Origin of the sequence: Spirillospora sp. NPDC029432, from assembly GCF_040703975.1 — a bacterium.
Lineage (GTDB): Bacteria > Actinomycetota > Actinomycetes > Streptosporangiales > Streptosporangiaceae > Spirillospora.
On sequence record NZ_JBEZWH010000008.1, the window covers coordinates 1 to 26,625 of the forward strand.

The 26,625-nt window shown below is 75.1% G+C and carries 21 protein-coding genes; 6 read left to right on the top strand and 15 right to left on the bottom strand.

The window, feature by feature from the left end; translation table 11 throughout:
* The 8 genes from AB0881_RS08515 to AB0881_RS08550 all read right to left on the bottom strand — a co-directional run.
* The coding region (locus AB0881_RS08515) for a glycosyl hydrolase (protein WP_366615389.1) at positions 1 to 3,027 on the bottom strand (3,027 nt) is incomplete at its 3' end.
* The gene (locus AB0881_RS08520) at positions 3,024 to 3,851 is read right to left on the bottom strand and encodes a carbohydrate ABC transporter permease (RefSeq protein WP_366615391.1); all 828 of its coding nucleotides are present in this window, start codon (positions 3,849 to 3,851) and stop codon (positions 3,024 to 3,026) included. The genes AB0881_RS08515 and AB0881_RS08520, both read right to left, overlap by 4 nt.
* The gene (locus AB0881_RS08525; RefSeq protein WP_366615392.1) at positions 3,848 to 4,816 is read right to left on the bottom strand and encodes a sugar ABC transporter permease; all 969 of its coding nucleotides are present in this window, start codon (positions 4,814 to 4,816) and stop codon (positions 3,848 to 3,850) included. Before AB0881_RS08525 ends, AB0881_RS08520 begins: the two co-directional genes overlap by 4 nt.
* Before the next feature lie 3 nt (positions 4,817 to 4,819).
* On the bottom strand, positions 4,820 to 6,103 hold the full coding sequence (locus tag AB0881_RS08530) for an extracellular solute-binding protein (RefSeq protein WP_366615394.1): 1,284 nt from the start codon (positions 6,101 to 6,103) through the stop codon (positions 4,820 to 4,822).
* Positions 6,104 to 6,161: 58 nt separating this feature from the next.
* Positions 6,162 to 8,882 carry a family 78 glycoside hydrolase catalytic domain gene (locus tag AB0881_RS08535; RefSeq protein WP_366615396.1) on the bottom strand — a complete coding sequence of 907 codons (2,721 nt, stop codon included), beginning with the start codon at positions 8,880 to 8,882 and terminating at the stop codon, positions 6,162 to 6,164.
* Between the two features lie 279 nt (positions 8,883 to 9,161).
* Complete coding sequence (locus tag AB0881_RS08540) at positions 9,162 to 10,577, bottom strand: FGGY family carbohydrate kinase (protein WP_366615397.1); 1,416 nt, start codon at positions 10,575 to 10,577, stop codon at positions 9,162 to 9,164.
* A 43-nt stretch (positions 10,578 to 10,620) separates the two neighbouring features.
* Positions 10,621 to 11,628, bottom strand: a complete 1,008-nt coding sequence (locus tag AB0881_RS08545; RefSeq protein WP_366615399.1) for a 2-hydroxyacid dehydrogenase — start codon at positions 11,626 to 11,628, stop codon at positions 10,621 to 10,623.
* Positions 11,625 to 12,413: a DeoR/GlpR family DNA-binding transcription regulator gene (locus AB0881_RS08550; RefSeq protein ID WP_366615401.1), complete on the bottom strand. Its 789-nt coding sequence runs from the start codon at positions 12,411 to 12,413 to the stop codon at positions 11,625 to 11,627. Before AB0881_RS08550 ends, AB0881_RS08545 begins: the two co-directional genes overlap by 4 nt.
* A gap of 315 nt (positions 12,414 to 12,728) precedes the next feature.
* Here AB0881_RS08550 and AB0881_RS08555 point away from each other — a divergent pair, with 315 nt between their 5' ends.
* Both AB0881_RS08555 and AB0881_RS08560 read left to right on the top strand, forming a co-directional pair.
* Positions 12,729 to 14,216 carry an FGGY family carbohydrate kinase gene (locus tag AB0881_RS08555; RefSeq protein ID WP_366615402.1) on the top strand — a complete coding sequence of 496 codons (1,488 nt, stop codon included), beginning with the start codon at positions 12,729 to 12,731 and terminating at the stop codon, positions 14,214 to 14,216.
* Positions 14,217 to 14,224: 8 nt separating this feature from the next.
* A complete protein-coding gene (locus AB0881_RS08560; protein ID WP_366615404.1) occupies positions 14,225 to 14,824 on the top strand; it encodes a histidine phosphatase family protein in 600 nt (199 codons plus the stop codon).
* Between the two features lie 33 nt (positions 14,825 to 14,857).
* Here AB0881_RS08560 and AB0881_RS08565 read toward each other — a convergent pair whose 3' ends face one another.
* Positions 14,858 to 15,943: an AI-2E family transporter gene (locus tag AB0881_RS08565; protein WP_366615406.1), complete on the bottom strand. Its 1,086-nt coding sequence runs from the start codon at positions 15,941 to 15,943 to the stop codon at positions 14,858 to 14,860.
* Positions 15,944 to 16,140: 197 nt separating this feature from the next.
* On the opposite strand from AB0881_RS08565, the gene AB0881_RS08570 reads away from it, so the two are divergent.
* The gene (locus tag AB0881_RS08570; protein WP_366615408.1) at positions 16,141 to 17,448 is read left to right on the top strand and encodes a cytochrome P450; all 1,308 of its coding nucleotides are present in this window, start codon (positions 16,141 to 16,143) and stop codon (positions 17,446 to 17,448) included.
* A gap of 32 nt (positions 17,449 to 17,480) precedes the next feature.
* Here AB0881_RS08570 and AB0881_RS08575 read toward each other — a convergent pair whose 3' ends face one another.
* The 3 genes from AB0881_RS08575 to AB0881_RS08585 all read right to left on the bottom strand — a co-directional run bounded on the left by AB0881_RS08575 (position 17,481) and on the right by AB0881_RS08585 (position 19,904).
* Positions 17,481 to 17,933 carry a hypothetical protein gene (locus AB0881_RS08575; RefSeq protein ID WP_366615410.1) on the bottom strand — a complete coding sequence of 151 codons (453 nt, stop codon included), beginning with the start codon at positions 17,931 to 17,933 and terminating at the stop codon, positions 17,481 to 17,483.
* A gap of 11 nt (positions 17,934 to 17,944) precedes the next feature.
* Positions 17,945 to 18,784 (bottom strand): DUF6745 domain-containing protein, encoded by an 840-nt coding sequence (locus tag AB0881_RS08580; protein WP_366615412.1) that lies wholly within the window; start codon positions 18,782 to 18,784, stop codon positions 17,945 to 17,947.
* A 316-nt stretch (positions 18,785 to 19,100) separates the two neighbouring features.
* On the bottom strand, positions 19,101 to 19,904 hold the full coding sequence (locus AB0881_RS08585) for an endo alpha-1,4 polygalactosaminidase (RefSeq protein WP_366615414.1): 804 nt from the start codon (positions 19,902 to 19,904) through the stop codon (positions 19,101 to 19,103).
* 75 nt (positions 19,905 to 19,979) lie between these two features.
* On the opposite strand from AB0881_RS08585, the gene AB0881_RS08590 reads away from it, so the two are divergent.
* The gene (locus AB0881_RS08590) at positions 19,980 to 22,001 is read left to right on the top strand and encodes a hypothetical protein (protein ID WP_366615415.1); all 2,022 of its coding nucleotides are present in this window, start codon (positions 19,980 to 19,982) and stop codon (positions 21,999 to 22,001) included.
* On the opposite strand, the gene AB0881_RS08595 is transcribed toward AB0881_RS08590, so the two are convergent.
* A complete protein-coding gene (locus AB0881_RS08595; RefSeq protein ID WP_366615416.1) occupies positions 21,979 to 22,803 on the bottom strand; it encodes a nitroreductase/quinone reductase family protein in 825 nt (274 codons plus the stop codon). The genes AB0881_RS08590 and AB0881_RS08595 overlap by 23 nt on opposite strands.
* Before the next feature lie 250 nt (positions 22,804 to 23,053).
* On the opposite strand from AB0881_RS08595, the gene AB0881_RS08600 reads away from it, so the two are divergent.
* Positions 23,054 to 23,950, top strand: coding sequence for an alpha/beta hydrolase family protein (locus AB0881_RS08600; RefSeq protein ID WP_366615418.1), 897 nt, complete (start codon positions 23,054 to 23,056; stop codon positions 23,948 to 23,950).
* A gap of 6 nt (positions 23,951 to 23,956) precedes the next feature.
* Here the strand turns inward: AB0881_RS08600 and AB0881_RS08605 are convergent, their stop codons facing one another.
* Entirely contained in the window at positions 23,957 to 25,357 is a 1,401-nt protein-coding gene (locus AB0881_RS08605) for a cytochrome P450 (protein WP_366615419.1), read from the bottom strand.
* 251 nt (positions 25,358 to 25,608) lie between these two features.
* Here AB0881_RS08605 and AB0881_RS08610 point away from each other — a divergent pair, with 251 nt between their 5' ends.
* Positions 25,609 to 25,776 carry a hypothetical protein gene (locus AB0881_RS08610; RefSeq protein WP_366615420.1) on the top strand — a complete coding sequence of 56 codons (168 nt, stop codon included), beginning with the start codon at positions 25,609 to 25,611 and terminating at the stop codon, positions 25,774 to 25,776.
* Here AB0881_RS08610 and AB0881_RS08615 read toward each other — a convergent pair.
* On the bottom strand, positions 25,746 to 26,549 hold the full coding sequence (locus AB0881_RS08615; RefSeq protein ID WP_366615421.1) for an SAM-dependent methyltransferase: 804 nt from the start codon (positions 26,547 to 26,549) through the stop codon (positions 25,746 to 25,748). The genes AB0881_RS08610 and AB0881_RS08615 overlap by 31 nt on opposite strands.
* Between the last annotated feature and the right edge of the window lie 76 nt (positions 26,550 to 26,625).

The window sequence follows — 26,625 nt, forward strand, 5'->3', positions numbered from 1 at the left end:
ACGGCTTGGACACCCCCCCGCCCCGGGCCGCGGGGGGGGGGGGGGGCGCTGGGCCCGGGCGGCGGGGCCCCCGCGCGGGCGGCGGGGGGGCCCCACGGCCGCCGGCGCGCCGCCGCGCACCGCCGTCCAGCCGGGCCCGGAGACCGCGGCGCCGTCCACCAGCACCGCCGGCGGCCCGCCCGTGCCGGTGAGGACCAGCGTCAGCTCCGCGGTGTTCGCGGGCAGCTCGTAGCGGCCGGCGCGGGGGGCCTCGTGCTCGGCGTACGGGTCGAAACCGCCCTGACGGCCGATCTCCGTCCCGTCGGCCAGGACGCGGCACGGCGCGGCCGATACCACCAGGACGGTCGTCCCGGGCCCCGGCACGGTGGTGAACGCGACCTGCTCGCCGGGCGGGCCGTCCCCCGCGACGGTCATCCACTCCGGGCGGCGGTGGGCGGCCGGGTCGGTCACCACGGCGACGTGGGCGCGCAGCCGCACGTCCTCGTCCGGGACGAGCCGCAGCTCGACGTCGTGGTCCCCGGCGGGCAGCGGGCCCGACCCGATCGCCAGGTACCCGAGGTCGTCGAACGGGACGGCCGCGCCGTCCACCAGCAGCGTCTTCGCCGCGGCCGCGCCGACGGCCAGATGCCCCTCGGCCGGTACGGTCAGCCGCGTGCGGAACGTAACCGGCTCTCCGGCGCGCACGTCGCCGAAGTCGAGGAACTCCTCCGGCACGTGCCCCTTGGGCCCGAGGACGCCGCGGTGCACGGGGTCCTTGCGGATGCCGCGCGAGTCGGAGTACACGGCCGTGCGCCAGGGTTCGCCGTCCGGCGTTCCGCGGTGCCAGATCCCGTGCGGGCCGAAGGTGGCGTGGGCGGGCGTCCAGCCGTCCTCGCCCTCGACGCGGTGCAGCAGGTCCCAGCGTTCCAGCGGTACGGGTTCCCCGGCCGGGCGGGCGAAGTCCCCCCAGGTGTTGTCGAGCGTCGGGACGAGGTCCATGTCCCAGGACGAGCCGAGGTCGATCACGGTCTCCGGCCCGGGCGCGGCGGGGGCGGGCGGCGCGTCCGCGGCCTCGCCGCCGGGGAAGACGAGCAGTGCCGCGGGCCCGTCGTCGAACGGCACGACGACCTTCGTCCCCGTCCCGGACGGCGTGCACGCGAGCGGGCGCGGCGGCCCGCCGAACGGGCTCACCAGGTACGCCGGGCCGGTCGCGCCCTCGACGCGCACCGGCACGTCCCGCAGGTAGCGGTCGGGGTCGAAGTCGTAGGTGACGTCGAGCCAGCCGAGATCGATGCCGCGCTCGTCGGGCCGCCCGACCGAGACCCGGCTGGCCATGGACGCCGACGCGGTCAGGAACACGACGGTCGCGCCGTCCACCTCGCGGACCAGGGCGGGGACCGGCGCGTCCACCCGGCGCCCCTCCCCCAGCAGCGCGCCGAGGCCGGCCACGTCCGGAACGGTCTCGACGAGCCCGGCAAGCCTCGCGACCGCCTCGCCGGCCGCGGCGTCGCCGACGCCCTCGCACGGCGGCGGGCCGATCGCGATGACGCGCCCGCCGCCCTCGGCCAGTTCGGCGAGCCGCCGGGCGGTGCCGCCCTCCAGGACGGTGCAGGCGGGCAGGAGGACGGTGGCGTACGACTCGCCGGCGACGTTCAGCCGTCCCCCGGCGACCTCCGCCCGCCGCGCCGAGTCGTCGTCGAGGACGTCGGCGTCGATCCGCAGCCGGTCGAGCGCGCCGGGCACCATCCGGAACCACGCCATGTCGCCGACCAGGGCGCGGTAGGTGTCCTGGGCGAGCGCAGCGGCGGCGTCCACGCCGTCCAGCCGGGTCCCGGCCTGCGCGGTCGCGGTCGGGAAGAGCACGGCGACGTCGCACACGTGCCGGCCCAGCGACAGCGCCACGCAGAGCCGCGCGACGGCGTCGGCGAAGACCTTGTGGTGCGCCCAGTACGGCTGGCGCCAGTCGGTGGCCGGCGGCGCCCACTCCCACCATCCCGCCTTCGTCGCGGCGTATACCGCGTGCGGGTTGTAGAGGGTCGCCCCGGCGCGCAGCCAGGGCAGCAGCCAGTCGAACGTCTCCTCCAGCGTGCCGCCCCAGCCGCTGGAGTGGAACGCCTCGATCCACGTGCGGTCCCGCCCGTACAGGTGCGCCAGGGACGAGTGGACGCGGGCGTCGCCGTGGTGGTCGGAGCCGGGGGCGCCGAACCACTGGTGCGTGCGCGCGTAGTCGGCGTACAGCCGCACGCCGTCCACCGGCAGGCCGGCGCGCGCCGGGTCCTGCTGGTCGCAGCCGTGCAGCAGCCCGTGCCGCTCGTGCCATTCGGCGAGCGGGCGGAAGAACGCCTCCTCGGCCAGCTCGGCGCGGGTCAGGTGGTAGTCGCGCCGGACCGCGCCGGCGCCCCCACCGCCGCCCACTGTGCCGCCCTCCTTCGTGTCGCTCCAGAGCGCGCCGAGGTGCGGTGCGAGGTCGTAGCCGCGCCGCCGCAGGAACTCCGCGGCGAACGACTCCGTCCAGGTCGGCAGCGACGCCAGCTCGTCCTGGAACGATCCCACGATCACGTCCCCGAAACGGTGCCCGAGGCGCCGCTCGAACTCGCCGTGGACCCGGTCGAGCAGCACCGCGCACGCCTCGGCCGACAGGTAGTCGAAGCCGCGCGCCGTGGTGCCGCCGCCGCGCTCCAGCCACTGCCCGGCGAAGCCCGGAACGTCCCGGACCAGGCGGGCCTGGAGGTCGGCGCCGGAGAAGCCGAGCTGGTCGTAGAACCACAGCGACACGCCCAGCTCCGCGGCGTCCTCGCAGACGCCGTCCAGCAGCTCCCACCACGCCTCGGAGAAGAACGGCGGGTCGTCGGCGTCCGACCCGAACATCGGCCCGGACGGCGCCAGGTTCAGGACGACCAGGTTGAAGACGCCGCCCTCGGTGAACCGTTCGAGCTGGCGGCGCAGCCGCGGCCGCTCCAGCCGCTCGCCGCTCCACCACCAGATGGGCGCCGGGGAGTACGCGCGCGGCGGCGAGTCCAGGACCGCGCGCAGCCGGGGCGGGATCATCCCTTGAGCCCGCTCGCGAAGCCCTTGATGACGTACCGCTGGAGCAGCAGGAACACCACCAGGATCGGCAGCGCGGCCAGCACCAGGCCGGCGAAGACCAGGCCGTAGTCCGACACGTACTGGCCGACGAACGCGAAGATCCGCACCGGGACCGTCTCGCGCGCCGAGCCGCCCAGGTAGAGCAGCGGGGTGAAGAAGTCGTTCCAGATGAACACCGCGTTCAGGATCAGCACCGTGCCGGTGATCGGCCGCAGCAGCGGGAACACCACCCGGGTGAACGCCTGGAGGTGGCCCGCGCCGTCGATCATCGCGGCGTTGGCGTAGTCGGCCGGCAGCGCCCGGATGAACCCGGTGTAGAGGAAGATCGTGAACGGCAGCTGGATGCCGGTGTAGAAGATGATCATCCCCTGGTAGGTGCCGAGCAGCCCGGCCGCGTCCACCATCTTGAACAGCGGGATCATGCCGAGCTGGAACGGCAGCACGATGCCCAGCAGGAACAGCACGTACAGCCCGAACCCGAGCCGGGTGGCGCAGCGGGCCAGGAAGTACGCGGCGAACGAGCCGACCGCGATCAGCACCAGCAGGCTCACCGCCGTGATCATGGTGCTGTTCAGCAGCGCCGAGCCGAGCGAGGCCCGCTCCCAGGCGTCGGAGAAGTTCCCGAACGTCGGGGACGTCGGCGGTGACAGCGGCGCCGACGCGATCTCCTGCTTGCCCTTCAGCGACAGCGTGATCAGGGCGTACACCGGGAACAGGAACGCCAGGGCGACGGCGATCATCACGAGTTCGAGCAGGAACGTGCGGAACCCGTAGCGGAGGCTCACGCGCTCACCTCCCGGCCGCGCAGGTAGTAGATCTGGACGAGCGACACCGCGGCCACGAACAGCGCCAGCACCAGCGCGATCGCCGTGCTGTAGCCGTAGTTGCCGAAGACGAACGCCTGCTTGTAGAGGACGGTGGACAGCGTCTCGCTGGCGTGCCCAGGGCCGCCGTTCGTCGCCGCGTACACCTGGTCGAACAGCTTGAGCCCGCCGATGGTGGACAGCATCAGGTTGATCGTCACCGCGGGCGCGAGCAGCGGCCAGGTCACGTGCCGGAATCGCTGGAACCGCCCGGCGCCGTCGATCATCGCGGCCTCGTGCAGGTCCTGCGGGACGCCCTCCAGGCCGGCCAGGAAGATGACCATGGAGTAGCCGGCGAACTGCCAGACCACCATCCCGGCCACCGACCAGATGGCCAGCGACGGGTTCCCGAGCCAGTCCTGGCGCAGGCCGCCGAGCCCGACGGCCCCGAGGATGCCGTTGAGCCCGGCGTCCGGCGCCGGGTTGTAGACGTACTTCCACAGGAACGCCACCATGACCGGGCTGACGACGGCGGGGGCGAAGAACACCACCCGCAGCGCGGCCCGCGACTTGATGCGGGTGTGCACGCCGAGCGCGAGCAGCAGCCCGATCCCGTTCTGCACGAGGACGATCGCGACGGTCAGCAGCAGCGTGTTGACCAGCGAGCCGCGGGCCGCCTCGTCGCCCCACAGCCGGGTGAAGTTCGCGAACCCGTTGAACGAGCGGTCGCCGAGGCCGTTCCAGTCGGTGAAGGCGTAGATCATGCCGCTGGCGCTCGGGTAGAGCACCACCAGCGCGTACACGGCGAGGGCGGGCGCCGCGAACCACCACGGCGGCGTCAGGAACCCGCCCCGGCGCCGCCGGGGGCGCCGCCCTTCCGGGGCGGCGCCCTTACCGGCCGGGCGGCCGGCCGCCGGCGTGGCCGGGGCGCTTGTCGTGGATGCCACTGGCTACTTCTTCCGGTAGGTCTCGTCCAGCTTCGCCAGCCCCTGGGGGATGGTGGTCTTGCCGCCGAGCAGCTCCTGGACCATGGCGAAGTGCGCGGGCTGGACCTCGGCGTTGGGCCAGGCCTGGTCCATGAACGGGACGGCCTTGCCGCCGTCCATGAAGGGCAGGAACGGGTCCAGCACCGGGTCGATCTTGGAGCTGCCGTCGCGGACGAACGGGACGCACGCGACGGCCTCGGACCAGGCGTTGATGTTGCGCTGCTCGCCGAGGAACTCGACGAACGCCTTGGCGGAGTCCTTGTTCTTGCTGCGGGCGCTGACGCCCACGCCGACGACGACGCCGGCGGGAATCCACACGTCCGCCTCCTTGTCCGCGCCGGGCACCGGGAACATCGACAGGTCGGCGGCGTTCGTGGCGGCCTTGCGGAAGTCGGGCAGCACCGCCGAGACCTGGATCGCCATCCCGGCCTTGCCGGTGGCGACCATGGAGGTGGCCTGCTCGAAGGTGGTGCCGTTGGGGTTGTCGTTGAAGAAGCCGCGCTTCTGCAGCTCCAGGTACATCTCCAGCGCCTGCACCCAGCCGGACTGGGCGAACGACGCCGACCCGGCCTTCATCTGCTCGTCGAACTTCGGGTTCTTGGCGTACACGGTCGACGGCACCAGCGCGTAGGTGATCAGCTGCGTGATCCAGGGGGTCTGCGCGCCCAGCGCGATCGGGATCCTGCCCTTCTTCTTGATCTTGTCGCAGACCTGGAGGAACTCGCTCCAGGTCTTGGGCGGCTCGACCCCGGCCTCCTGGAAGACCTTCTTGTTGTAGATGGCGCCGATGACGCTGGAGCCGGGCGAGTAGATGAAGGTCTTGCCGTCCAGCTGGTACGCGGGCTTGAAGTTCGCCGGGACCTTCTTGGTCCACGCCTGGTCGCTCAGGTCGGCGAGCAGCCCGGCCTGGGCGATCTGCGCCATGCTCATCGCGCTGCCGTTGCCCGGGAACACCACGTGCACGTCCGGGGCGTTCCCGGCGCCGAGCTGGGTGCGCACCGAGGTCTGCACCTGGTCGGTGGGCGCGTACGAGGCGTTGAACTTGACCTTGGTGTACGCCTTGGTGAGCGCGTCGAGCGGCTTCTGCTGGTCGGCGACGCCGACCAGGCGCAGGGTGCCGGACCCGCCCGACGAGCCGCCGCCGCAGGCCGCCAGGACCCCGGGCAGCGCTACCGCCGCGGCCGCCCCGCCGGTCGCGCGCAGGAAGTTGCGGCGGCTCAGGGGCGCCCTCTCGAACGACGATGTCATGTGTCCTCCTCGATGACCGGCGGGGAACCGCCGGGACCGTCCCGCTCGGGGACGGGGGTCAATGGGCCTCCGCGGTGAAGCGGTACTCCCCCGACGTCACGTGGCAGCGGAGCGCGCCGGGCTCCGCCGCGATGATCCGCACCCCGGGCGCGGCGGACGCGGGCACGCCGCCCTCCCGCACGCCGCCGGGGTCCGGCGTGGGGACGACCACGGTCGCGGACGCTCCCGGCGGCACCGTCACCTGGAGCCGGAACTCGCCGTCCTCGCGGGTCCAGGCGGTGCGGACGGTGCCGCGCACCGACTCGTACGACGCGCTCGCCGCGGTCAGCCCGCCGGGGCGGGGGCGGATCAGCAGCTCGCGGTACCCGGCCGAGCCCGGGGCCTGGCCGAGGCCGGCGACGCCCTGGTAGAGCCACTCGCCGACCGAGCCGAGCGCGTAGTGGTTGAACGAGTTCATCGCGGCGGCCTGGAACCCGCGCTCGTCGGTGTAGCCGTCCCAGCGCTCCCAGATCGTGGTGGCGCCGTGCCGCAGCGGGTACAGCCACGACGGCGCCTCGGTACGGCGCAGCAGCGCGTGCGCGAGGTCGGCGCGGCCGTGCGCGTCGAGCACCGGCGCGATCAGCCCGACGCCGAGGAACCCGGTGGTCACCCCGGGTCCGGCGGCCTCGACCAGCTCGGCCAGCCGCGCGGCGGCGCGCGGCACGAGCGCGGCGGGCAGCAGGTCGAACGCCAGGGCCAGCAGGTACGCGGTCTGGGTGTCGCCCTCGATCCGGCCGTCCGGGGACACGAACCGCTCGCCGAACGCCTTGCGGACGTGCTCGGCGAGCGATCCGTACCGGCGCGCCGTCTCGCCGCGGCCGAGGACCTCGGCGGCGCGGGCGGTCAGCTCGGCGCTGCGGGCGAAGTACGCGGTGGCGACGACGTCGCGCGGGGTCGGGGTGAGCGCGAGCCAGTCGGCGAAGTGCGGGCCGACGCGGCGGCTCCACACCAGGTCGGGGTTGTGCCGGTGGACGAAGTCGACCCAGGCGCACATGGCGTCGAGGTTGCGTTCCAGGACGCGCTCGTCGCCGTAGACGGTGTAGAGGTGCCAGGGCACCAGGACCCCGGCGTCGCCCCACCCGGGGGCGCCCTCGTCGGCGACGCCGACCAGCCGCGGCGCGACGTTGGTGAAGCAGCCGTCCGCCGACTGGGCGCCGCGCACCTCGCGCAGCCAGCCGTCGAAGAAGGCCGCGACGTCGGCGTTCAGGCACGCGGTCGGCAGGAACACCTGGGCGTCGGCGAGCCAGCCGAGCCGCTCGTCGCGCTGCGGGCAGTCGGTGGGGACGCTGACGAAGTTGGACCGCTGGCCCCACTCGATGTTGCGGTGCAGCCGCTCGATATCCGGGTCCGAGCAGGCGAACCCGCCCGCCCAGGGCGTGTCGCTGTGCAGGACCACGCCGGTGATGTCGGCCGCGTCCAGGGAGTCGAGCCCGGACACCTCGGCGTACCGGAAGCCGTGGTAGGTGAAGCGCGGCTCGAAGACCGTCTCGGCGGCGTCGCCCGCGACGAGCACGTCGGTGGCGGCGGCCGTGCGCAGGTTCGCGGTGTAGAGGCGGCCGTCGGCGTCGAGGGTCTCGGCGTGCCGGATCACGACCCGGTCGCCGCGGGTCAGGCCGCGCGCGGCGAGCCGTACCCGGCCCGCGAAGTTCTGCCCGAAGTCGACGAGGTGGCGGCCGTCCGGGTCGCGGGTGACCGACACGGCGGGCAGCTCCCGGACGGCGCGGACGGGCTGCGCGACCGACGCGACGAGCAGGCCGTGATCGGCGCCGGTGACCTGGGCGGGGAGCCAGCCGCCGGGGTCTCCCGCCGGCGCCTCCGCCGCGTCCGGGAGGTCCCAGCCGGGGGTCTCGCGGCGGAGGTCGTGGCACTCCCCCATCAGCAGGTCGGCGTACCGGACGGGCGAGCGGGCCGTCAGCCAGTCCCCGCCCGTGGCGATGACCTCGGTGGCGCCGTCGGCGTAAGTGAGGTGCAGCTCGGCCAGCAGTTCCGGGAACGTTCCGTAGTGGGCGCCGGAGCGGCGGGCGTCGAAGCCGGTGAAGCCGCTCCACCAGCCGTCGGCGATCGTCGCGGCGATCACGTTGCCGCCCGCGCGGACCAGCGCGGTCACGTCGTAGGTCTGGTACTCGATCCGGTCGCGGTAGTCGGTCCAGCCGGGGGCCAGCTCGGCGTCGCCGGCGCGGGCGCCGTTGACGCGCACCTCGTACAGGCCCTTGACGGTGACGTACAGCCGGGCGCGGACGGGCGCGGCGGGCGTCGCGAACGCGCGCCGCAGCCGGATCGCCGGTTCGAGCCCGTGGTCGGGGATGGCGAGGACGCCCTCCTCCGGGGCGTCCACCACGTCCAGCGCGGCCCGGTCGTGCGTGATCCACGACGCCGTCCAGCCGGACGGCGCGCCCATCCCGGTCTCGAACCACGACTCCGCCTCGCCCGTCGCGCCGTCCTCGGCGGTGACGGTGACGGTCCAGCGGTAGCGGGTGCGGGGGCGAAGCGGCTCGCCGCCGTAGAGCGCCCCGACGGCGGCCGGGTCGGCGACCCGGCCGGAGTCCCACACCTCGGTGCCGTTCCCGGTGCCGTCGTCGGTGCGCACGCGCACGCGGTACGCGGCGGGCGCGTCGCCGCGCCGGCCGGAGGCCAGCCGCCAGGACAGCAGCGGGGCGGCCGCGTCGAGGCCCAGCGGCTCGGCGCGGTGGTCGCAGCGGAGCCCGTAGGGCGCCAGCGGCGCGCTGGGGGAACCGGTCACCGGGGACTCCGATCATGGATATCAATAGTTCTGCTGAGAACTTAACGCGATTTTACGAGAAATTAAGAGTAGAAGTCGCCCGATCCGGGTGTCAAGGCTCACAAGCCTCAAAAGGAGGGCCGTTTCGGCGACCGCCCCGCCGATTTCCGCGCACGTCTAATAACCTCATCGCCCTAGGTCAGAGCGGCTATGAGGATTCCCTTTCCGGTGCCGTTCGGTGGAATGTGAATGGCCGGGCGGCTCCGGCGGCGCTGATTGAGATAGGAACGCTGTTCGACGTTACGAACCGGCCCGCCAGCGTTCTCGGGCGTCCGCGACCCGTTTCCGGTAGGCCGCGTACTCCTCCTCGTAGAAGGCGGCGCGGCCGGCGTCGGGATCGCGGACGCCGGCGGGCCGCGTCCACTCGGCCGTGTCGAGCCCGTGCCCCGCGGCCAGCACGGCGCCCCGCGCCCCCGCCTCCGCCGCGGCGACCCGCAGGGGTCGGCCGAGCACGTCGGCGAACAGCCCGAGCCAGGAGTCGCTGCGCGTGCCGCCGCCCGCCACGGCGAGCTCCCCGGAAAGGCCCGCGGCGGCCAGGCAGTGCCGCGCCGCGAACGCGATGCCCTCGCAGGTCGCCCGGACGAGATCGGCGGTCGTGGTCTCCAGGCTCACGCCGGTGATCTCCGCGCGGGCGGCCGGCTCGACGAACGGGGCCCGCTCCCCCGAGGGCGCGAAGAACGGCAGGACCCGCACGCCGCGCGCCCCCGGCGGGGAGGCGGCGAGCAGGTCCTCCAGGTCGCCGTGCGCCGCGCCGACGGCGTCCAGCACCCAGTCCAGCGCGGCGGTGCCGACCATCGCGGGCATGCCGCGCAGCCAGCGGTCGGGCCGCCCGGTGGCGAAGTGGAACCCGGCCGGCTCGCCGTCCAGCATCGGCTCGTCGATCACCGCCAGGCAGGCCAGCGTGGTCCCGATGATCAGCAGCCCGTCGCCCGGCTCGGTCACCCCGGCGCCGAGCGCGCACGCGGGCACGTCGAACGGCCCGGCGGTCATCGGCGTCCCCGCCGGCAGCGGCCGGTCCGCGAGCACCTCCCCCGCGGGGCGCGGCTCGGCGACGGGCGCGAGCAGTGCGGCGCGGTGCGACAGCCCGCAGGCGGCCAGCGCCCCGGCGTCGTAGGCGCGCGTCCGGGGGTTCAGGAACGGCACCGAGGCGTCGCTCATGTCGGTGCCGCGGACGCCGGTCAGCCGCTGGAAGACCACGTCCTTGCAGTACGCGGCGGTCGCGGCGGCGTCCAGCGCCGCGGGCTCGTGCCGGTCCAGCCAGGCGAGCACGGGCGCCGGGCAGCCCGGGAACAGGGCGTTGCCGGTGCGCCGGAACACCGTCTCCGCGACGCCGTTCGCCGACCATTCGGCGACGATGCCCGCCGCCCTCGCGTCCATCCAGGTGATCGCGGGACGGACCGGCCGGGCGTCCCGGTCGACCAGCCACACGCCGTCGCCCTGGCGGGTCAGCCCGGCCGCGACCGGATCGGGATGGCGGGCGGTGAGCGCGCCGAGCACCTCGGCGACGGCGCCCGCGACCTCGTCCGGATCCTGCTCGGCGCGGCCGTCCAGCGCGCGCGTGCGGGCGGGGCGCGCCTCGACGGCCAGCACCCGGCCGGTCTCACCGAACGCCGCGGCCTTGACCACGGACGTGCCCACGTCGATCCCGATGAACATCGTGGGCCTCCTCACTCTGTCGGGGGGCGCCCCGTCGGGGCGTTCAGGAGGGGTTGAGGCAGTGGGCGAGCGGCTCGCCCCGGTGCAGGCGGCCGACCTCGGCCGCGACGATCCGCGCCGCCTTCTCGGCGACGGCGCGGCTCGCGCCGCCCAGGTGCGGGGTCATGACCAGGTTCGGCGCGGACAGCACGCGCGCGCCGGGCGGCGGCGGCTCCTCGGCGAACGTGTCGAGCCCGGCCGCCAGCAGGTGGCCCGACTCCAGCGCGTCGCACAGGGCGTCCTGGTCCAGCAGCGCGCCCCGGGCGCAGTTGATCAGCACCGAGCCGGGCGGCATCAGGCCGATCTCGCGGGCGCCGATCAGGCCGCGGGTCTCGGGGGTGAGCCGGGCGTGCAGCGAGACGATCCGGGAGCGGCGCACCAGGTCGTCCAGGCCGGCGGCGCCGCCGCCGTCCGGCAGGTACGGGTCGTACACCTGGACGTCGGCGCCGAAGCCGGTGAGGATGCGCGCGACGCGGCTCCCGACGGCGCCGCCGCCGACCAGCCCGACCGCGGTGCCCTCCAGCTCCAGGCCGGTGGCGTCGTAGGTGTAGTAGCGCCCGCCCCACTCCCCGCGCCGGGCCAGCGCGGCGTGCGTCTCGGGGATGCGCCGCAGCGCGGCCAGCAGCAGGCCGACGGTGTACTCGGCGGTGGCGGTCGCGTTGCGGCCCGGCGCGTAGCAGACCCGCACGCCGCGGGCCGTGGCGGCCTCGACGTTCACGTTGATCGGGCCGCCCCGCGCGACGGCGACCAGTTCCAGGTCCGGCGCGTTGTCCAGGACCTTGGCGGTGATCGGCGCCATCTGCGTCACGCAGGCCCGGACGCCGTCCAGCGCCTCGATCAGCGCCTCCTCGGTGCCGGACGCCTCGTCCACCTCGGCCACCGGGCCGAACGGGGTCACCGGCCAGGGCAGCTCCAGCGGGCGGACGTCGGCGGCGGCGCCGAGCTCGGCGCGCAGCGCGCCGTCCAGCAGCTCCGGGAGGACGAAGCGGTCTCCCGCGGCCAGCACCCTCATGTCGTCGCCATCTCGTAGGTCACCTTCTGTTCGTCGAGGTCGCGCAGTGCCTCGGCGCCGGCGCCGTCGTCCACGATGACGCGGTCGAACACCGAGAGCGGCGCCACCCTGTGCAGCGCCACGCGGTTGAGCTTGGAGTGGTCGAGCAGCAGCACGTTGCGGGCCGCGGCGCCGAGCATGGCGCGCTTGACCGAGACGATGTGCTGCTCCTGGTGGTAGGCGAACCCGCCGGAGACCGCGGAGGTGGACACGAAGCACAGGTCGACGTGCAGCGCCGTGATGGCGTCCACGCAGGCCACCCCGAGGAACGAGTCGTGCAGCGGGTCGTAGTCGCCGCCGAGCGCCATCAGCCGGATGTCGCGCTCGCTGGCCAGCAGGTTGATCGCCTCGCGGAAGTTGGTGATGACGGTCAGCGGCGTGATGCCCGCCAGCCGGCGGGCGAGCGCGAGCGTCGTGGTGGAGTCGTCCAGCATCACCGCCATGCCGGGCTCGACGAGGTCGACGGCCCGCGCGGCGATGGCGTCCTTGGCGGCGCGCATCGACTTCATCCGGTAGGCGACGTTGCTCTCGAACACCCCGGACGGCTGGGCGGTCACCCCGCCGCGGTGCTTGCGCACGATGCCCTGGCGCTCGAGCTCGTCGAGGTCGCGGTGGATCGTCATGAGGCTCACGCCGAAGCGCTCGGCCAGGTCGGCCGCGGTGACCGAGCCCGCGGTGAGGACGAGGTCGGCGATGTCCTGCCGGCGGCGCTCGGGGCCACGGCGGCCGCTGCTGTCGTGGGTCATGCTTCGATCCTCCCGTGGAGGCGCACCGCACGACCGGTGATCGACGGAGACCAGGCGAGGCAGAGAGTGCGGGTTACGGGGTTGCGGGATGGTCGGCGAGGTCTGGATGGTCGGGAAGGTCGCGATGGTATGGCGGGCCGCCCGCTAACAGTCGCGGTCGGCCACGTCACAGAGCTTGTAACATCGCCCGCCATCTCGTCAACCCCCAGTACAGGCCCGTTTGAAGGCCGATCGTCCACCCCGGGACGCAGACAAGATAACGTCATGTTGTTGTAAGTTCACATCAGTAAGCGCGAAAACAAAGGGGTAAATATCGTGGGAGTGGGGCCACCGGACGCCGTCTGGGTCGGCATCGACGTCGGTACGCAGGGCGTCCGCGCGCTCGCCGTCACCGCCGCGGGCGAGGTCGCCGGGCGCGGCGCGGCGCCGCTGACCGGGCGGCGCGACGGCGCGCGGCACGAGCAGACCCCCGCGGACTGGTGGACGGCCGTCGCGGCGGCCGCCCGCACCGCGCTCGCGGACGTCCCGCCCGCCGCCGTGCGCGGCGCGGCCGTCTGCAGCACCTCCGGCACGGTCCTCCTCACCGATCCGGACGGCGAGCCGCTGACCGAGGGCCTCATGTACGACGATGGCCGCGCCCCCGAACAGGCCCGCGCCGCGCAGGAGGCCGGGGAGGCGCTTTGGGACCGGCTCGGCCTCCGCATCCAGCCGTCCTGGGCCCTCGCCAAGGTGCTGTGGCTCGCCCGCGAGCACCCCGCCGACCTCCCCCGCGCCCGCGTCGCCCACCAGGCCGACCTCGTCGTCGCTCGGCTCACCGGCGGGCCAGCCGCCACCGACTCCAGCCACGCCCTCAAGACCGGGTACGACCTCCAGGCCGAGGCGTGGCCGCGCGAGGTGCACGAGCGGCTGGGCCTGCCCGCTTCCCTGTTCCCCGAGGTCGTCCGCCCAGGCACCGCCGTCGGCGAGGTCACCGCGGAAGCCGCGGCGGCGACCGGCCTGCCGGCCGGCACCCCGGTCGTCGCCGGGATGACCGACGGCTGCGCCTCCCAGCTCGGCTCCGGCGCCCTCCGCGTCGGCCGCTGGAACTCGGTGCTCGGCACGACGCTCGTCCACAAGGGCGTGACCGCGGCCCCGGTGCGCGACCCGGCCGGGGTCATGTACAGCCACCGCGCCCCCGACGGCGCGTGGCTGCCCGGCGGCGCCTCCAGCGTCGGCGCGGGCGTCCTCACCGCCGGCGCCGCCGACCCCGCCGACCTCCCGCGCCTGGACGAGCTGGCCGCGCGGCACGAACCGTCCGGAGCGCTGGCCTACCCGCTGGTGTCCCGCGGCGAGCGGTTCCCGTTCCTCGCGCCCGAGGCCGAGGGCTTCCTGCTGGGGACCCCGTCCGGCGAAGGCGACCGGCACGCCGCGCTCCTCCAGGGCGTCGCGTTCACCGAACGGCTCGCGCTCGCGTACGTGCGTCAGCTGGGCGCCACCGTCGAGGGCCCGATCACGTTCACCGGCGGGGCCGCCCGCAGCGCGTACTGGTGCCGGCTCCGCGCCGACGTCCTCGGCCGCGAGGCCCGCGTCCCCGAGCACGCGGACGCCGCCCTCGGCATGGCCGTGCTCGCCGCGTACGGGACGCGCGGGGACGCCTCGCTGGCGGACGTCGCGGAGTCCATGGTGCGCGTCCGCGCGGTCGTGGAGCCCCGCCCGGGCAGGATGGAACGGTTCACCGAGCCGTTCCACCGCCTGCTGGACGAACTGGAACGGCGCGGCTGGCTGCCCTCCGAGGTGGCCGCCTACGCACGCGAGCACGGATGACGGGGCCGATGAGCACGACACTCTTCCTCACACGGCACGGGCAGACCGTGTGGCACGCCGAGAACCGGTACGCGGGGGTCAGCGACATCGCGCTCACCGCCGCGGGCCGGGAGCAGGCCGAGCGGCTCGGCGCGTGGGCCGGCGGCGCCGCGCTCGACGCGGTCTGGGCGTCGCCGCTGAGGCGCGCCCGCGCGACCGCGGCGCCCGCCGCCGCGGCCCTCGGCCTGCCGGTCACGGTCGACGGCGACCTGACCGAGCTGGACTTCGGCTCGGCGGAGGGCCGCACGCTCGCCGAGCTGCCGCCCGCCGAGGTCGCCGCGTTCCGCGCCGATCCCGTCGCGGGCGCGTTCCCGGGCGGCGAGGACCCGGCCAAGGCCGCCGTCCGCGGCGCCGCGGCCCTGCGCCGCGTCGCCGCCCGCCACGAGGGCGGCCGCGTCCTCGTGGTCGCGCACAACACCCTGCTGCGGCTGACGCTCTGCGAGCTGATCGGCATCCCGCCCGCGCGCTACCGGTCGCTGTTCCCGCAGGTGGGCAACTGCACCCTCACCGAACTCCGCCTGGACGCCGCGGCCACGGCCCTCATGTCGTTCAACGCCCCGCTCCCCTGACACGGCCCCGGCCGTGTCAGGGGAGCGGCGCCGTCACGATCCGACCGGCTCCGGTTCCGGTTCCGGCTCCTGTTCGGGGCCCGCCCGGTCGCGGTGCAGCACCATCGCCACGCGGTAGCCGACGGCGGTGATGGGGACGGCGACGATGGCGCCCGCGATCCCGGCCAGCAGCGTCCCGGCCGTGACCGCCACCAGGATCACCGCCGGGTGCAGGTTCAGCGCCCGGCCCATGATGAGCGGCTGCAGCAGGTTGCCCTCGGCCTGCTGGACGAGGATCACCGCGGCCAGCACCAGCAGCGCGTCGGTCAGGCCGTTGCTCACGAACGCGATCAGCACCGCCGCCGCGCCCGCCACCGTCGCGCCGACGATCGGGACGAACGCGGCGACGAAGGTCAGCAGCGCGAGCGGCAGCGCCAGCGGCACGCCGATCACCAGGAGCGCGACCCCGATGCCGGCGGCGTCCACCGCCGCGACCAGCACGGTCCCGCGGATGTAGGAGACGAGGGCCTCCCACCCGGCCCGCGCGGCGGTGTCGACGCGCTCGCGGGAGCGCCGCGGGATCATGCCCAGCGCCCAGCGCCACATGCCGGGGCCGTCCTTGAGCACGAAGAAGAGCAGCACCAGGGCGATCACGATGGACGCCACGGTCTGGGTGGCGGCCCCCGCCCCGGCGGCGGGATCGGGCGCGGCCCTGACCAGCGCGTTCTGCAGCGTGTCGGTGATCGAGTCGAGCTGCCTGGTGTTGATCGGGAACGGGCCGTTCAGGAGCAGGTCGCGGACCTTGTCCAGGCCCTCGTCCAGCCCCTTGCGCAGGTGCGGCCACTGGCGGACGGTCTGGTTGCCGATCAGCGCGATCGGCACCGCGATGATGGCCAGCAGCGCGAGCACCCCGGCGAGCGCGGCCAGCCACGCCGGCACCCGCACCGCGCGCAGCCACCGCGGGATCGGCTCGACCAGCGCGGCCATCAGCAGGGTCGCCACCAGCGCGAGCGTGAGCGGCGCCAGATGGACCAGCAGCCACAGCACCAGCCCGCCCGCCGCCGTCAGGACCAGCAGGCAGGCGGCGGTCAGCGCGGCCCGCTGCAGCCCGGGCGGCGGCACCTTGTCACGGGAGTCCATCACCGCCGCGTTACCCCGGGCGCCCCGCGTTAACCCGCCCAGCGAAGGCGTCAGGCCACCGGGGGCGCGTTCCAGGGACGCCCCTCGGCTACATATGGTGTGGGGTCTGTCACTGTCAGCGACATTTCCCTCCACGGTGTGCGTTCGGTCAACTACGCTCCGTGAGAGTCGAGTGACAGCCAGAGAACGGAACCGGCATGACCACGAGCGGCATCCCCACCGCACCCGGGGCGCTCCCCCTCGTCGGGCACGCACCGCGCATGCTGCGCGATCCGCTGCGCTTCGTCGCCGGGCTCGCCGCCCACGGCGACCTCGTCCGGATCCGGCAGGGCACGTCCCGCGCCGTCGTGGTCTGCCGTCCCGACCTGGTCCGCGAGGTCCTGCGGGACGACAGCCGTTTCAGCCCCGGCGACCACCCGCACGGCGGGCGGCGCGGCGCCGCCGGGCCGGCCTTCGACGCGTCCCGGATGCCCGGCTACGCGGCCGTGATGGCCGAGCACATCGAGCGCGTCACCGGCCGCTGGAAGGACGGGCGGATCGTGGACGTGGCGGCCGAGGCGCGGGACATCGCCGCCGCCGCCACGTTCGGCGCCCTCGTGTCCGGGGGCGCGTCGCGGGCGGCGGCCCGGCGGTGCGTCCGGGACGCCCGCACCGTCCTGGACGGCGCGTACCGCCGCACGTTCCCGCCGGTGCCGCCGGCCCGGCCGCCCGGCCCCGGCCGCGTCCGCCGCGCCGCCGCGAACCGCCGGCTGCGGCAGGCCGTGAAGGAGTTCACCGACGCCTACCGGGCCGAGGGCGACGACCGCGGCGACCTGCTGTCGGTGCTCGCGGGCGTCCACGACGGCGGCGCGGACGAGCCGCCCCGCACCCCCGACGAGATCGCCGATCAGGCGCTCGCGTTCTTCGGCGCGGGCTGGTGCACCACCGCCGCCACGGTGGCCTGGGCGCTGCACCTGCTGGCCGGGCGGCCCGACGTCCAGCGGCGGCTGCATCTGGAGGCCGACGCCGTCCTGGACGGCGGCACCGCCGCGTTCGAGCACCTGCCGCGCCTGGAGGTGACCGGGCGGATCGTCACCGAGACGCTGCGCATGTACCCGCCGGTGTGGCTGCTGACCCGGACGCTGAGCGCGGACACCGAGCTGGGCGGCCAGCGGCTGCGCGCCGGTACGGCCCTGCTGTGCAGCCCCTACCTGATCCATCACCGCGAGGACCTGTACCCCGACCCCGGCCGCTTCGACCCCGACCGCTGGACGGCGGACAAGGAGCGGCCGAGCGACGCCTACCTGGCGTTCGGCGCCGGCGACCGCGGGTGCGCGGGCGACGCGTTCGCCGTGACGGCGGCCACGCTCACCCTGGCCTCCATCGCCGCCCGCTGGCGGCTGCTTCCGGTGCCGGGCGCGGCGCCGCGCGCGAAGGCGGCCGGCACGATCAGCCCGGAGGGGCTGCGGATGCGCACCATGTCCCGCTCGGCGGTGCCCTCCCTGACGCGGGAGGGCACCCCCTGAGCCGGCCCCCTGAGCCAAACCGGCCGGTGGCGTCAGTCGGCGACGAGGCGGGCCCGGCGGCCTTCGCGCTCGCGCTGGCGGCGGACGACGTGGCGGCCGGGCGTGACGCCGCTGGCGCCGTGCTCGGGATGCAGGAGGTAGGCGACGGCGGTGTTCTCGAAGACGCCGATCGCCAGCCCGTCGGCGTCCCGGACGTTGCGCGTCCAGCGGCAGGTGCCCCTGTCGGCGACCAGCGTGTGCGGGTTGGCGCCCGACTCGCCGCGCAGCAGCTCGATGCCGTCGGGCGGCACCTCGGCCCAGCCGCCGAGGCCGGCCGGGCCGGGATGGATCGTGATCATCGGCTCGATCATGGCGAGCGGGATGACGATGAGGTCGCCCTGGGCCTGGAGCCCGTCGACGACGGGGATGCTCAGCGAGAGGTCGAGGTGGTCGAGGACGTCCATGCGGGTCTGCCACATGAGCGCCTCGAGGGTCATGTCGGTCATGGTGATCACCTTCAGGTTCGGCGGACGAGCCGGGAGTACTGCTCGGCGGACAGCCCGTAGGTCCAGCCGGCGGCGGCGACCGGGTCGGTCAGGTGGCCCGGCACGGTCAGCCCGTAGCGGCGGCGCGTCCCGTCGCGCTCGACGGAGCCGTTCACCGCGAGGAGCACGCGGGTGTCGCGGCGCATGTCGTACAGGCGCAGCTCGGAGCCCGGATTGCCGGGGTCGGGGGCGGTGCCGAGGAGCCGGAGCCCGGCCTGGTCGATGTACGCGTCCCAGCCGAGGCGCTCGATCGCGCAGCGGCGGACCTCGACGTTGCCCTCGCGGTCGATCCGCCACGCGGCCGGATCGTCGATCACCCAGGCCGGGACCGGGGCGCCGTGCCAGGCGTGCACGGCGAAGCCGTCGGCGAACCGTACCGCCGGGCCGTCCCCGGCGTGCAGCCGGACCGCGCGGCCGTCCCACTCCTCGGTGCGCAGGGTGACGGGGCCCTCGGAGACGACGCACACGTCCTCGCGCGGCCACCACCAGCGGCACGCGCGCGCCGCGGCGGTCCACAGGTCCAGGTGCCCGGCCTGCTCGGGCGTGAAGATCTCCCCGGCCAGCCTGCGGCAGGCGTCGTAGCGCGCGACCCAGGCGGCGGAGAGCGTGGTCGCCCAGTATTGCGGCGGCGTGCCGCCGTGCGCGGCGCGGAGGGCCGTGCCCAGGGTGGCGTCCACGGAGTCCCGCAGGGGTCGCATCGCGACGTTGACCGGCGTGTTCAGCCGGAACTGCCGCAGGAGGACCACGTCCAGATCCGAGGACAGCCGTAGGGCGAGGTCGCTGAGCCGGCGCGGCAGGGGCCACTCCGTCATGCGCTCCGCGGGTTTCCCGGGTCTGAGGCGTGCCCCGGGCGGTACGGTCTCCACCGCCGAGAGCGGTGACGGCACCCAGTGGAATCGGGGCGGATCGAGTCCGAGCCGTCCGTACAGCCCGGAGATGGCGGCCTCTGCGGCCGGACGGTCGGCGGGGCGCGTCGAGAGCACGCGGCCCAGCCATTCTTGACGGATGTCGGCAGCTTCCCGCTGCGTGCGTGCGCTCACCGGATGAGGGCGGCGCCGCCCCTTTCAAGGTCCATGCCGGGCATGGTGGCAGACCGTCCCGCGGGTGTCCACCGGATTTCCGCTCCGGTCAGCAGTGCCGGCGGACGTACCCGGACTCGCCGGCGGGGCGGACGTCGCGGTCGCGCAGGACGATCGACAGGGTGCGGCCCCAGCCGCGGCAGGCGGCGGCGAACCCGGCGGGCTCGTACTCGATGTCGAAGAGCCGGCCGCCGTACGCGCGGTCGAACGCGGCGCATTCGCCGTACCGGCCGCACTCCTCGACGACGGCGAAGTCGAAGCCGACGCTCGCGCGTTCGTCCAGCAGGGCGGCGGTGTTCTTCTGGGCGACGGCCAGTCCGCGCGCGTGCGCGCGGCCCGCCAGGAGGCGCGCGTAGGCGGCGGCGTCCTCCGCTGAGAGCAGCCCCTGGGAGCGTTCGTAGGAGTCGAGGTTGTCCAGCTCCACCGCGTCGAAGCCCGCGTCCGCGCAGCCGTCGAGCCAGGGGCCAACGACCTTGAGCAGGGCCGCGCGCTTCGCCTCGGCCGAGATGTCGAACAGCGGCTCCCGCCAGTCCTCGTCGATGACCGGCGCGCCGTTCCGGCCGTACAGGAAGAGCTCGCGGTGGACGTGGGTGGCGTCGGGCTGAGCCTGGAAGGCGTTGACGTAGCAGATGTTGTAGAGCCCAGGTGCGGGCTTGGCGGTGCGGTCCCGGGAGACGGCCTTGACCCGCGCCGGCGGCGGGTACGGGCCGCCGAGCTGGTAGTCGAAGTCCGCGTTCGCCGCCGGCGGGCGCGCCTCGTTCCGGGCCGGGGCGGTGGCGGGCGACGAGCAGGCCGCCGTGAACGAGGCGAGCAGGAGCAGCGCGGCGGCGGTCCGCCGCAGGTAGGGGAGCACGGAGGACAAACGTACCGGTGCGGTGATGCGCGACCGCGACCGGAGCGTTACCGGGCGGACCGCACAATGCGGTTCATGCGATCTCTGCGCCGGGTCTTGGTCGTCGTGGTGGCGCTGCTCGCGGGGGCGCTCCTGGCCGCGGAACCGGCCGCGGCGGGGAACACCCCCGGGCGGGTGGTGCTGATCGGGGTGCCGGGGCTGCGCTGGGGCGATGTGAAGCCGCGGGCCACGCCGGTGCTGTGGGAGCTGGCGGAGCGGGCCTCGATCGCCAACATCGCGGTGCGCGGGGTGACCCCGCGCACCTGCGCGGCCGAGGGCTGGCTCACGATCTCCGCCGGGAGCCGCGCCCGGCCGCCCGGCGGGGAGTGCGCGCAGCCGCCCCGGCCGAGGCGCGACGGCGCGGGCGTGGTCGTCCCGGGGTATGCCGGGATGCGGGCGCACAACGCGGCGGCGAACTACGCGTCCCAGGTCGGGCTGCTGGGCGGCGCCGTCCGCCGGGCGGGCGAGTGCACGACCGCGGTCGGCCCCGGCGGCGCCCTCGCCGCCGCCGATCCGGCCGGGCGGGTCGACCACTACCGCGAGCACGTCCGCGACATGGCGGCGCGGGACTGGGAGCGCTGCCGGGTCACGGTCGTGGACGTGGACGACGTCGCGCGCCGCGAGGACGGGCGGGCGGCGGCGCTGGCGCGGGCCGACGAGCGGATCGGCGCGGTGCTCGACCGGGCCCCGCGGGACGCGGCGGTGCTGGTCGTGGGGGTGGCCGACGCGGGGCACCCGGGCCTGCGGGTCGCGATCGACGCGCATCCGGCGGCGGGGCCCGGCTACCTCACCGTGTCGTCGACGCGGCGGGCCGGGCTGCTGACGCTGACCGACGTGACGCCGACGGTGCTGCGGCTGGCGGGCGTGCCGGTGCCCGCGAGTCTCACCGGCGCCTCCTGGACGCACCGGGAACGGGCGGCGGAACGGCCCGTCGAGCGGCTGCGGGAGCGGGACCTGGCCGCCCGCGTCACCCGGTCGATGGTGGCGCCGTTCAACATCGCGCTCGTGGGCGGGCAGCTGGCGGTGTACGGCCTCGCCGCCCTGGCGTGGCGCCGCGGCGCGCGCCGGCGGGTGCTCCCGGCCGTCCGGTACGCGGCGCTGCTCGCCGCGGCCGCGCCCGCCGCGACGTACCTGGCGAATCTCGTCCCGTGGTGGCGGGCGGAGCATCCGGCGGCCGGGCTGGCGGCGGCCGTCCTCGCGGCGGGCGCCGCCGTCGTGGGGCTGGCCGTGGCCGGGCCGTGGCGGCGGCGCCCGCTCGGGCCGGTCACGGCGGTCGCGGCGGTCACCTGCGTGACGCTGGCCGCCGACGCCGTCGCCGGTTCGCCGCTGCAGGCCGACAGCCTCAACGGCAACTTCTCCCTGGCCGCGGGCCGCTTCTACGGCTTCGGGAACCTGACGTTCGCGCTGTTCGCCACGGCCGCGCTGATCTGCGCGGCCGGGCTCGCGGCGCCCGCGGTCGCCGCCGGGCGCCGCCGCCTGGCGGTGGCGCTGACCGTCCTGGTCGGCGGCGCCGCGATCGTGGTGGACGGGTGGCCGGGCTGGGGCAGCGACTTCGGCGGCGTGCTCGCGCTGACGCCGGGCGTGGTGCTGCTGGCGCTGTGGGCGGCGGGCCGCCGGATCTCGCTCCGGCCGCTGCTGGCGGCCGGGGCGGGCGGCGCGCTGCTCGTCGCCGGGCTGGCGTACGCCGACTCGCTGCGCCCGGCCGCCGCCCGCTCCCATCTCGGGGACTTCTGGCACCGGGCGCTCGGCGGCGGCGCGTGGCCGGTGCTGGAGCGCAAGGCGGACTCGATGCTGAACTCGCTCGGCACCGCCTGGATCACGCTGCCGGCCGCGGGCGCCCTCGTCCTGCTGATGGCCGTGCTGCTGCGGCGCGACGGCGTGCTCGGCCGCCTCTACCGGGACGCGCCCGCCCTGCGCGCCGCGCTGCTCGCCGTGCTGGTCACCGCCGCGGCCGGCTTCGCGGTGAACGACTCGGGCATCGCGGTCCCGGCGCTGGCGCTGCTGATCGCCGCCCCGCTCACCCTGGCCGCGGCGGTCAGCCGTTCAGAAGCGGGATGAGCTGCTCCTCCTCGTAGTCGAGATGGGCCTCCAGCGCGGCGGTGAGCCGTTCCACCTCGGCGAGCAGGACCTCGCGGTCGGGCCGTTCCGCGGCCAGCAGCGCGCTCAGCTCGTCCAGGAGGCGCTTGACCGTGCGGTGCTCCTCGCGCAGCCGGGCCATGGCGGGGGCGAGCTCGGGGACCGCCCGCTCGAAGTGCGGGAACATCCCGCCGTCCTCCATGGCGTGGTGGTGCTCCAGTCCCTGGCACAGCGTCAGGCAGTTGATCCGCAGCTGGGCGCCCAGGCCGGGCCCCGAGTCCGCGATCTCCTTGCGGACGAGCTCCAGTTCCCTGCGGAACGCGGCGTGCACGGCCTTGAGCGCGTCGCCGGGCCGCCCCTCCGGAGAACCGCCGTCGATGGCCTTGAGCGCGACCACCGGCAGGGTCCGGGTGGTCTTGGCCTGGTATTCGGCCCAGCCGGGGTCGGCCTCGACCGCGCGGGCGAAGATCTCGTCGCGTTCGGCGCCGGCCAGGACGACCGCGTCCGCCTCGTAGGTGAAGGTGCCGTCCTCGATGGTGACGCGCGGGTTCGCGACCAGGTTGTGGTACCAGGCCGGGTGCCTGGGCGCGCCCGCGGCGGAGGCGATCACGATGACGCGCTCGCCGCCGTCGGGGAGGTAGCCCAGCGGGGTGGTGTGCCGGGCGCCCGTCCGCGCCCCGGTGGTGGTCAGCAGGAGGAGCCGGCCGCCCTCGAAGGGCCCGCCGACGCGGCCCGCGTTCGCCCGGAACTCGTCGATGACGTGCTGGTTGAAATCGATCGGCAAAGTGCGCTGCTCTCTACTTCTTCGTGGGATCGGGGAACGTCTCAGGAAGAAGGAGCGGGCGGGCCCCTGGCCCGCCGGACGCTCACGCGCCGGCCGGGAACCTCTCTCGCTCCTGGCCCATGGCCGACCCGGCAGTCACGATCATGACCCTAACCGCGGGTGCCCGCAGCGGCAACCGCGAACTCGCCCCCCGGCCGATGCCGCCGGCCGGAGGGGCCCGGTAGGCTGCCGGAATCATTCGGGAGCCGAGGTGAGTGAAACGCGTCCGGGAACGGTGACCGGGGATGCCGCGCGCATCACCCGGGTGGACGAGGTGGCCGCGCGCACCGTCGATCTCACGATCGCCTCGCCCGCGCTCGGCCGCGACGGGCACGCGCGGATCCTGCTGCCCGCCCGGCCGGCCGCGGACGCGCCCGTCCTCCTGCTGCTGCACGGCTGCTGCGACATGATCCCCGGCTGGACGGCGTGGACGGCGAACACCGACGTCGCGGAGCTGACCGCCGGCACCGGCGTCATGGTCGTGATGCCCGAGGCGGGCACGCACGGCATGTACTCCGACTGGTGGAACGGCGGCGCCGGCGGCCCGCCCGCGTGGGAGACGTTCCACCTGCGCGAGCTGCTGCCGCTCCTGGAACGGGAGTTCGGCGCGGGCGGCCGGCGCGCGGTGGCGGGCCTGTCCATGGGCGGCCTCGGCACGCTGGGGTACGCGGCGCGGCACCGGGACCTGTTCCGTTCGGCGGCCTCGTTCAGCGGCGTGCTCCACACGGTGCCGGGGGCCGGGATGCTGATGGAGATGGTGGCGGCGTTCGGCGGCGACCCGCTCGCGCTGTGGGGCGACCCGGTGGAGCAGGCCGCGATCTGGCGCGCGCACAGCCCGTACGAGCTGGCTCCGCGCCTGCGCGGCCTGCCCCTCTACATCGCCTCCGGCAACGGGACGCCGGGACCGCTCGATCCGCCGGGCGCGGCCGACGACGCCCTGGAGGCCGTGCTCGACCGCGCCAACCGGGCGTTCGTCGAGCGGGCTGGGGAGCTCGGCCTCACCGTGACCGCGAACCTCTACGGGCCGGGCACGCACACCTGGCCGTACTGGGAGCGGGAGCTGCACCGGGCGTTCCCGATGCTCATGCGGTCGATCGGCGCCGCCTGAGAGCGGCTACCGCTGCCGGCGCAGGCCGCGCACGAACCGCCAGAGCGCGGAGCGCGGGGCCTCCTGCCGTTCCCGGACGGGCTGGGCCGGGGCCGCGGCGGCACCGGCCGGTCCGGCGGGGCGGCCCTGCTCGGCCAGCTCGAACCGGACGGGCAGCGACCGCAGTCCGCGCATCAGCGGCGACGAGCGCCACGGGAGCTGGTCGGCCGGCAGGGTCAGCGCCAGGGCGCCGAAGCGCTCGAAGAGCCGCTCGATGGCGATGGTGACGATCGTGGTGGCCAGCTCGCGGCCCAGGCAGTCGTGCGGGCCCGCGCCCCAGGCCAGGTGCGCGCGGGAGCTGAACATCGCGTCCGTGCCGCGCCCGGCGGCGAACGCGGGGTCGGCGTGCGCGGCGGCGACCGACAGCATCACCGGCTCGCCGGCGGCGATGGTGACGTCGCCCAGCCGGACGTCGACCGAGGGGCAGCGGAAGGTGAGGTTGGCCATCGGCGGGTTCAGCATCGCGACCCGGTTCACCGTCTCCCGGATCATCCCGGCCGACAGGCTGGCCCGGACCTCGGGATTGGCGGTGATCACCTCGGCGATGGTGTTGCCGATGAGCACGCCGGTGTAGTCGCCGGTGACGCCCACGATCATCATCAGCTCGCGGGACATCTCGTCGACGGTGAGCCCCGGGTGCGCGGCGAGGAGGTACGAGGGCATGTCCTCCTGCGGGCGGGCCATCCGGGCGGCGCCCAGCTCGCCCAGCGCGGCCAGCAGCCGGTCGAGCGCGGCGGCCGAGTCGGGGCCGGCGTCCAGCACCCGCCACATGTCCATGAGGACCTCGTCGCCGCCGTCGCCCTGCACGCCGAGCAGCTCGCCCACCACCATCAGCGGCAGCGGCCGGGCGTACTGCGCGGACAGGTCGGCCCACCCTGTCGGCCCGCCCTCGGACATGACGTCGATGAGCTCGTCGGCGTACCGGGTGATGACCTGGCGCAACCGGCGGGCCTGCGCGTGCGCGGGGTCCTGGTACGGCTTGAGCGCCTCGTGGTACGCGGCGCGCAGGTCGCGCAGCCGCCCGCCCTCCTGGAAGACGATGTGGTCGACCGCGAGCGCGGGGCGCAGCGGCCAGTCCTCGGGCACCCGGCCCTCGGTCCACGCGGGCCAGTCCGCGAGCCGCTTGCTCCAGATGCCGCGCTGGTTGCGCAGCACCTCCAGCACCTCGGCGTAGCCGAGGGCCAGCCAGAACGGGACGCCGAGGACGTCGACCGGCGCGACCGGGCCGTACTTGGCGCGCAGCCGCTCGTACACGAGCGCCGGGCGGGAGTCGTAGTCCCGCGTGATCAGCGTCTCCAGGGTCCTCGTCTCCAGCGACCCGCCGGAGAAAGCCGGTCCGGTGCCGGGCCTGGTCCGGTAGACGTCCAAGGCTCCCCCTCGGTCGACCGTACGGCCGCGCGGCCGGATGAGGGCATGCGTCACCCGCGTGACCGGCCGCCGGTCGTGTTCTGTGATGAGGTGGTCACTCTAGCGAGTTTTATGGGGGCTTAAAAGAGATAGCGGATAGGCCGCAAATGACGGCTCCGGTGGGGATTCCGCCAGGTCCGGCATGCGTGTGATCGCCCGTTCCCCGGGGCGGCCGTTGACAGCCCGCCCCGCCGGCTTCCAGCCTGTGGCACGTGTCGTACCAGAAGAGCGTGCTGCTGCTCGCCACCGTCATCATGCTCACGGTGGCCGCCGGGATCGTCGCGGCGGCCACCGTCCGGGCGCCCCGGACGGTGACCACGGACCCGGTGCCGTACGGTGCCGCGGCCGCTCAGGCGCGCCCGACGCCCGCGAGCGTGTAGGTGCGCTCGGGGAAGGCGATCCGCTCGTCGTCCGGCCCGGGGCGCCACTGCGAGGTGTACGTCAGCCCGGGCTCCACCAGCTCGAACGCCGCGACGATGCGCGCGATCTCGTCCCGGCCGCGGCCCCAGAACAGCCCGTCGGTCGGCCGGAACACCTGGCCGACCTCGCCGCCCGCCTCGGGCCGCGGCTCCTGGGTGATGTGGGTGAAGACCAGGTGGCCGCCCGGCAGCGCGGCGTGCAGCCGCTCGACGGCGGCGGCGGCCTCGGCGGCGTCCTCGATGAAGTGCAGCACCCGGTCCAGGATGACCGCCACCGGCCGGTCGAAGTCGATCAGCCGCCGGACCTCGGGGTCCTCGGTGACGGCGTCCGGCCGGCGCGGGTCGGCGCCGGCCACCAGCGTCCGTCCGGTGGCGCCGGTCAGCAGCGCCCGCGCGTGCGCCAGCACGACCGGGTCGCTGTCGGCGAACACCACCCGCGCGTCCGGGGCCAGCCCGGTCGCCACGTCGTGGACGCCGCCGCGCGTCGGCAGCTTCGTGCCGATGTCGATGAACTGCCGGACGCCCTCCCCGATGAGGAAGCGGACCGCGCGGCCGATGAACAGGTGGTTCTGCCGGGCGGCCATCCGCGACTCGGGGATGATCTTCAGCAGCTGCTCGGCCACCCTGCGGTCGGCCTCGTAGTTGTCCTTCCCGCCGAGCAGGTAGTCGTAGATGCGCGCCGTGTTGGGGGTGGTGAGGTCCACGCCCGTGGGCGCCCATTCCGCCGCGGCCATGGCACCTCCGGAATCGGCTCGGACGAGGGATCGTGCCATGACCTTAATGCCTCCGCGCGATCCATACCGCCGAGTC

What these genes read in the sequence shown, in the direction of transcription:
- AB0881_RS08545 (WP_366615399.1), bottom strand. Translation starts at nt 11,628, where the DNA reads ATGAGGGTGCTGGCCGCGGGAGACCGCTTCGTCCTCCCGGAGCTGCTG.
- AB0881_RS08530 (WP_366615394.1), bottom strand. Translation starts at nt 6,103, where the DNA reads ATGACATCGTCGTTCGAGAGGGCGCCCCTGAGCCGCCGCAACTTCCTG.
- AB0881_RS08570 (WP_366615408.1), top strand. Translation starts at nt 16,141, where the DNA reads ATGACCACGAGCGGCATCCCCACCGCACCCGGGGCGCTCCCCCTCGTC.
- AB0881_RS08615 (WP_366615421.1), bottom strand. Translation starts at nt 26,549, where the DNA reads ATGGCCGCGGCGGAATGGGCGCCCACGGGCGTGGACCTCACCACCCCC.
- AB0881_RS08540 (WP_366615397.1), bottom strand. Translation starts at nt 10,577, where the DNA reads ATGTTCATCGGGATCGACGTGGGCACGTCCGTGGTCAAGGCCGCGGCG.
- AB0881_RS08575 (WP_366615410.1), bottom strand. Translation starts at nt 17,933, where the DNA reads ATGACCGACATGACCCTCGAGGCGCTCATGTGGCAGACCCGCATGGAC.
- AB0881_RS08590 (WP_366615415.1), top strand. Translation starts at nt 19,980, where the DNA reads ATGCGATCTCTGCGCCGGGTCTTGGTCGTCGTGGTGGCGCTGCTCGCG.
- AB0881_RS08550 (WP_366615401.1), bottom strand. Translation starts at nt 12,413, where the DNA reads ATGACCCACGACAGCAGCGGCCGCCGTGGCCCCGAGCGCCGCCGGCAG.
- AB0881_RS08580 (WP_366615412.1), bottom strand. Translation starts at nt 18,784, where the DNA reads ATGACGGAGTGGCCCCTGCCGCGCCGGCTCAGCGACCTCGCCCTACGG.
- AB0881_RS08565 (WP_366615406.1), bottom strand. Translation starts at nt 15,943, where the DNA reads ATGGACTCCCGTGACAAGGTGCCGCCGCCCGGGCTGCAGCGGGCCGCG.
- AB0881_RS08560 (WP_366615404.1), top strand. Translation starts at nt 14,225, where the DNA reads ATGAGCACGACACTCTTCCTCACACGGCACGGGCAGACCGTGTGGCAC.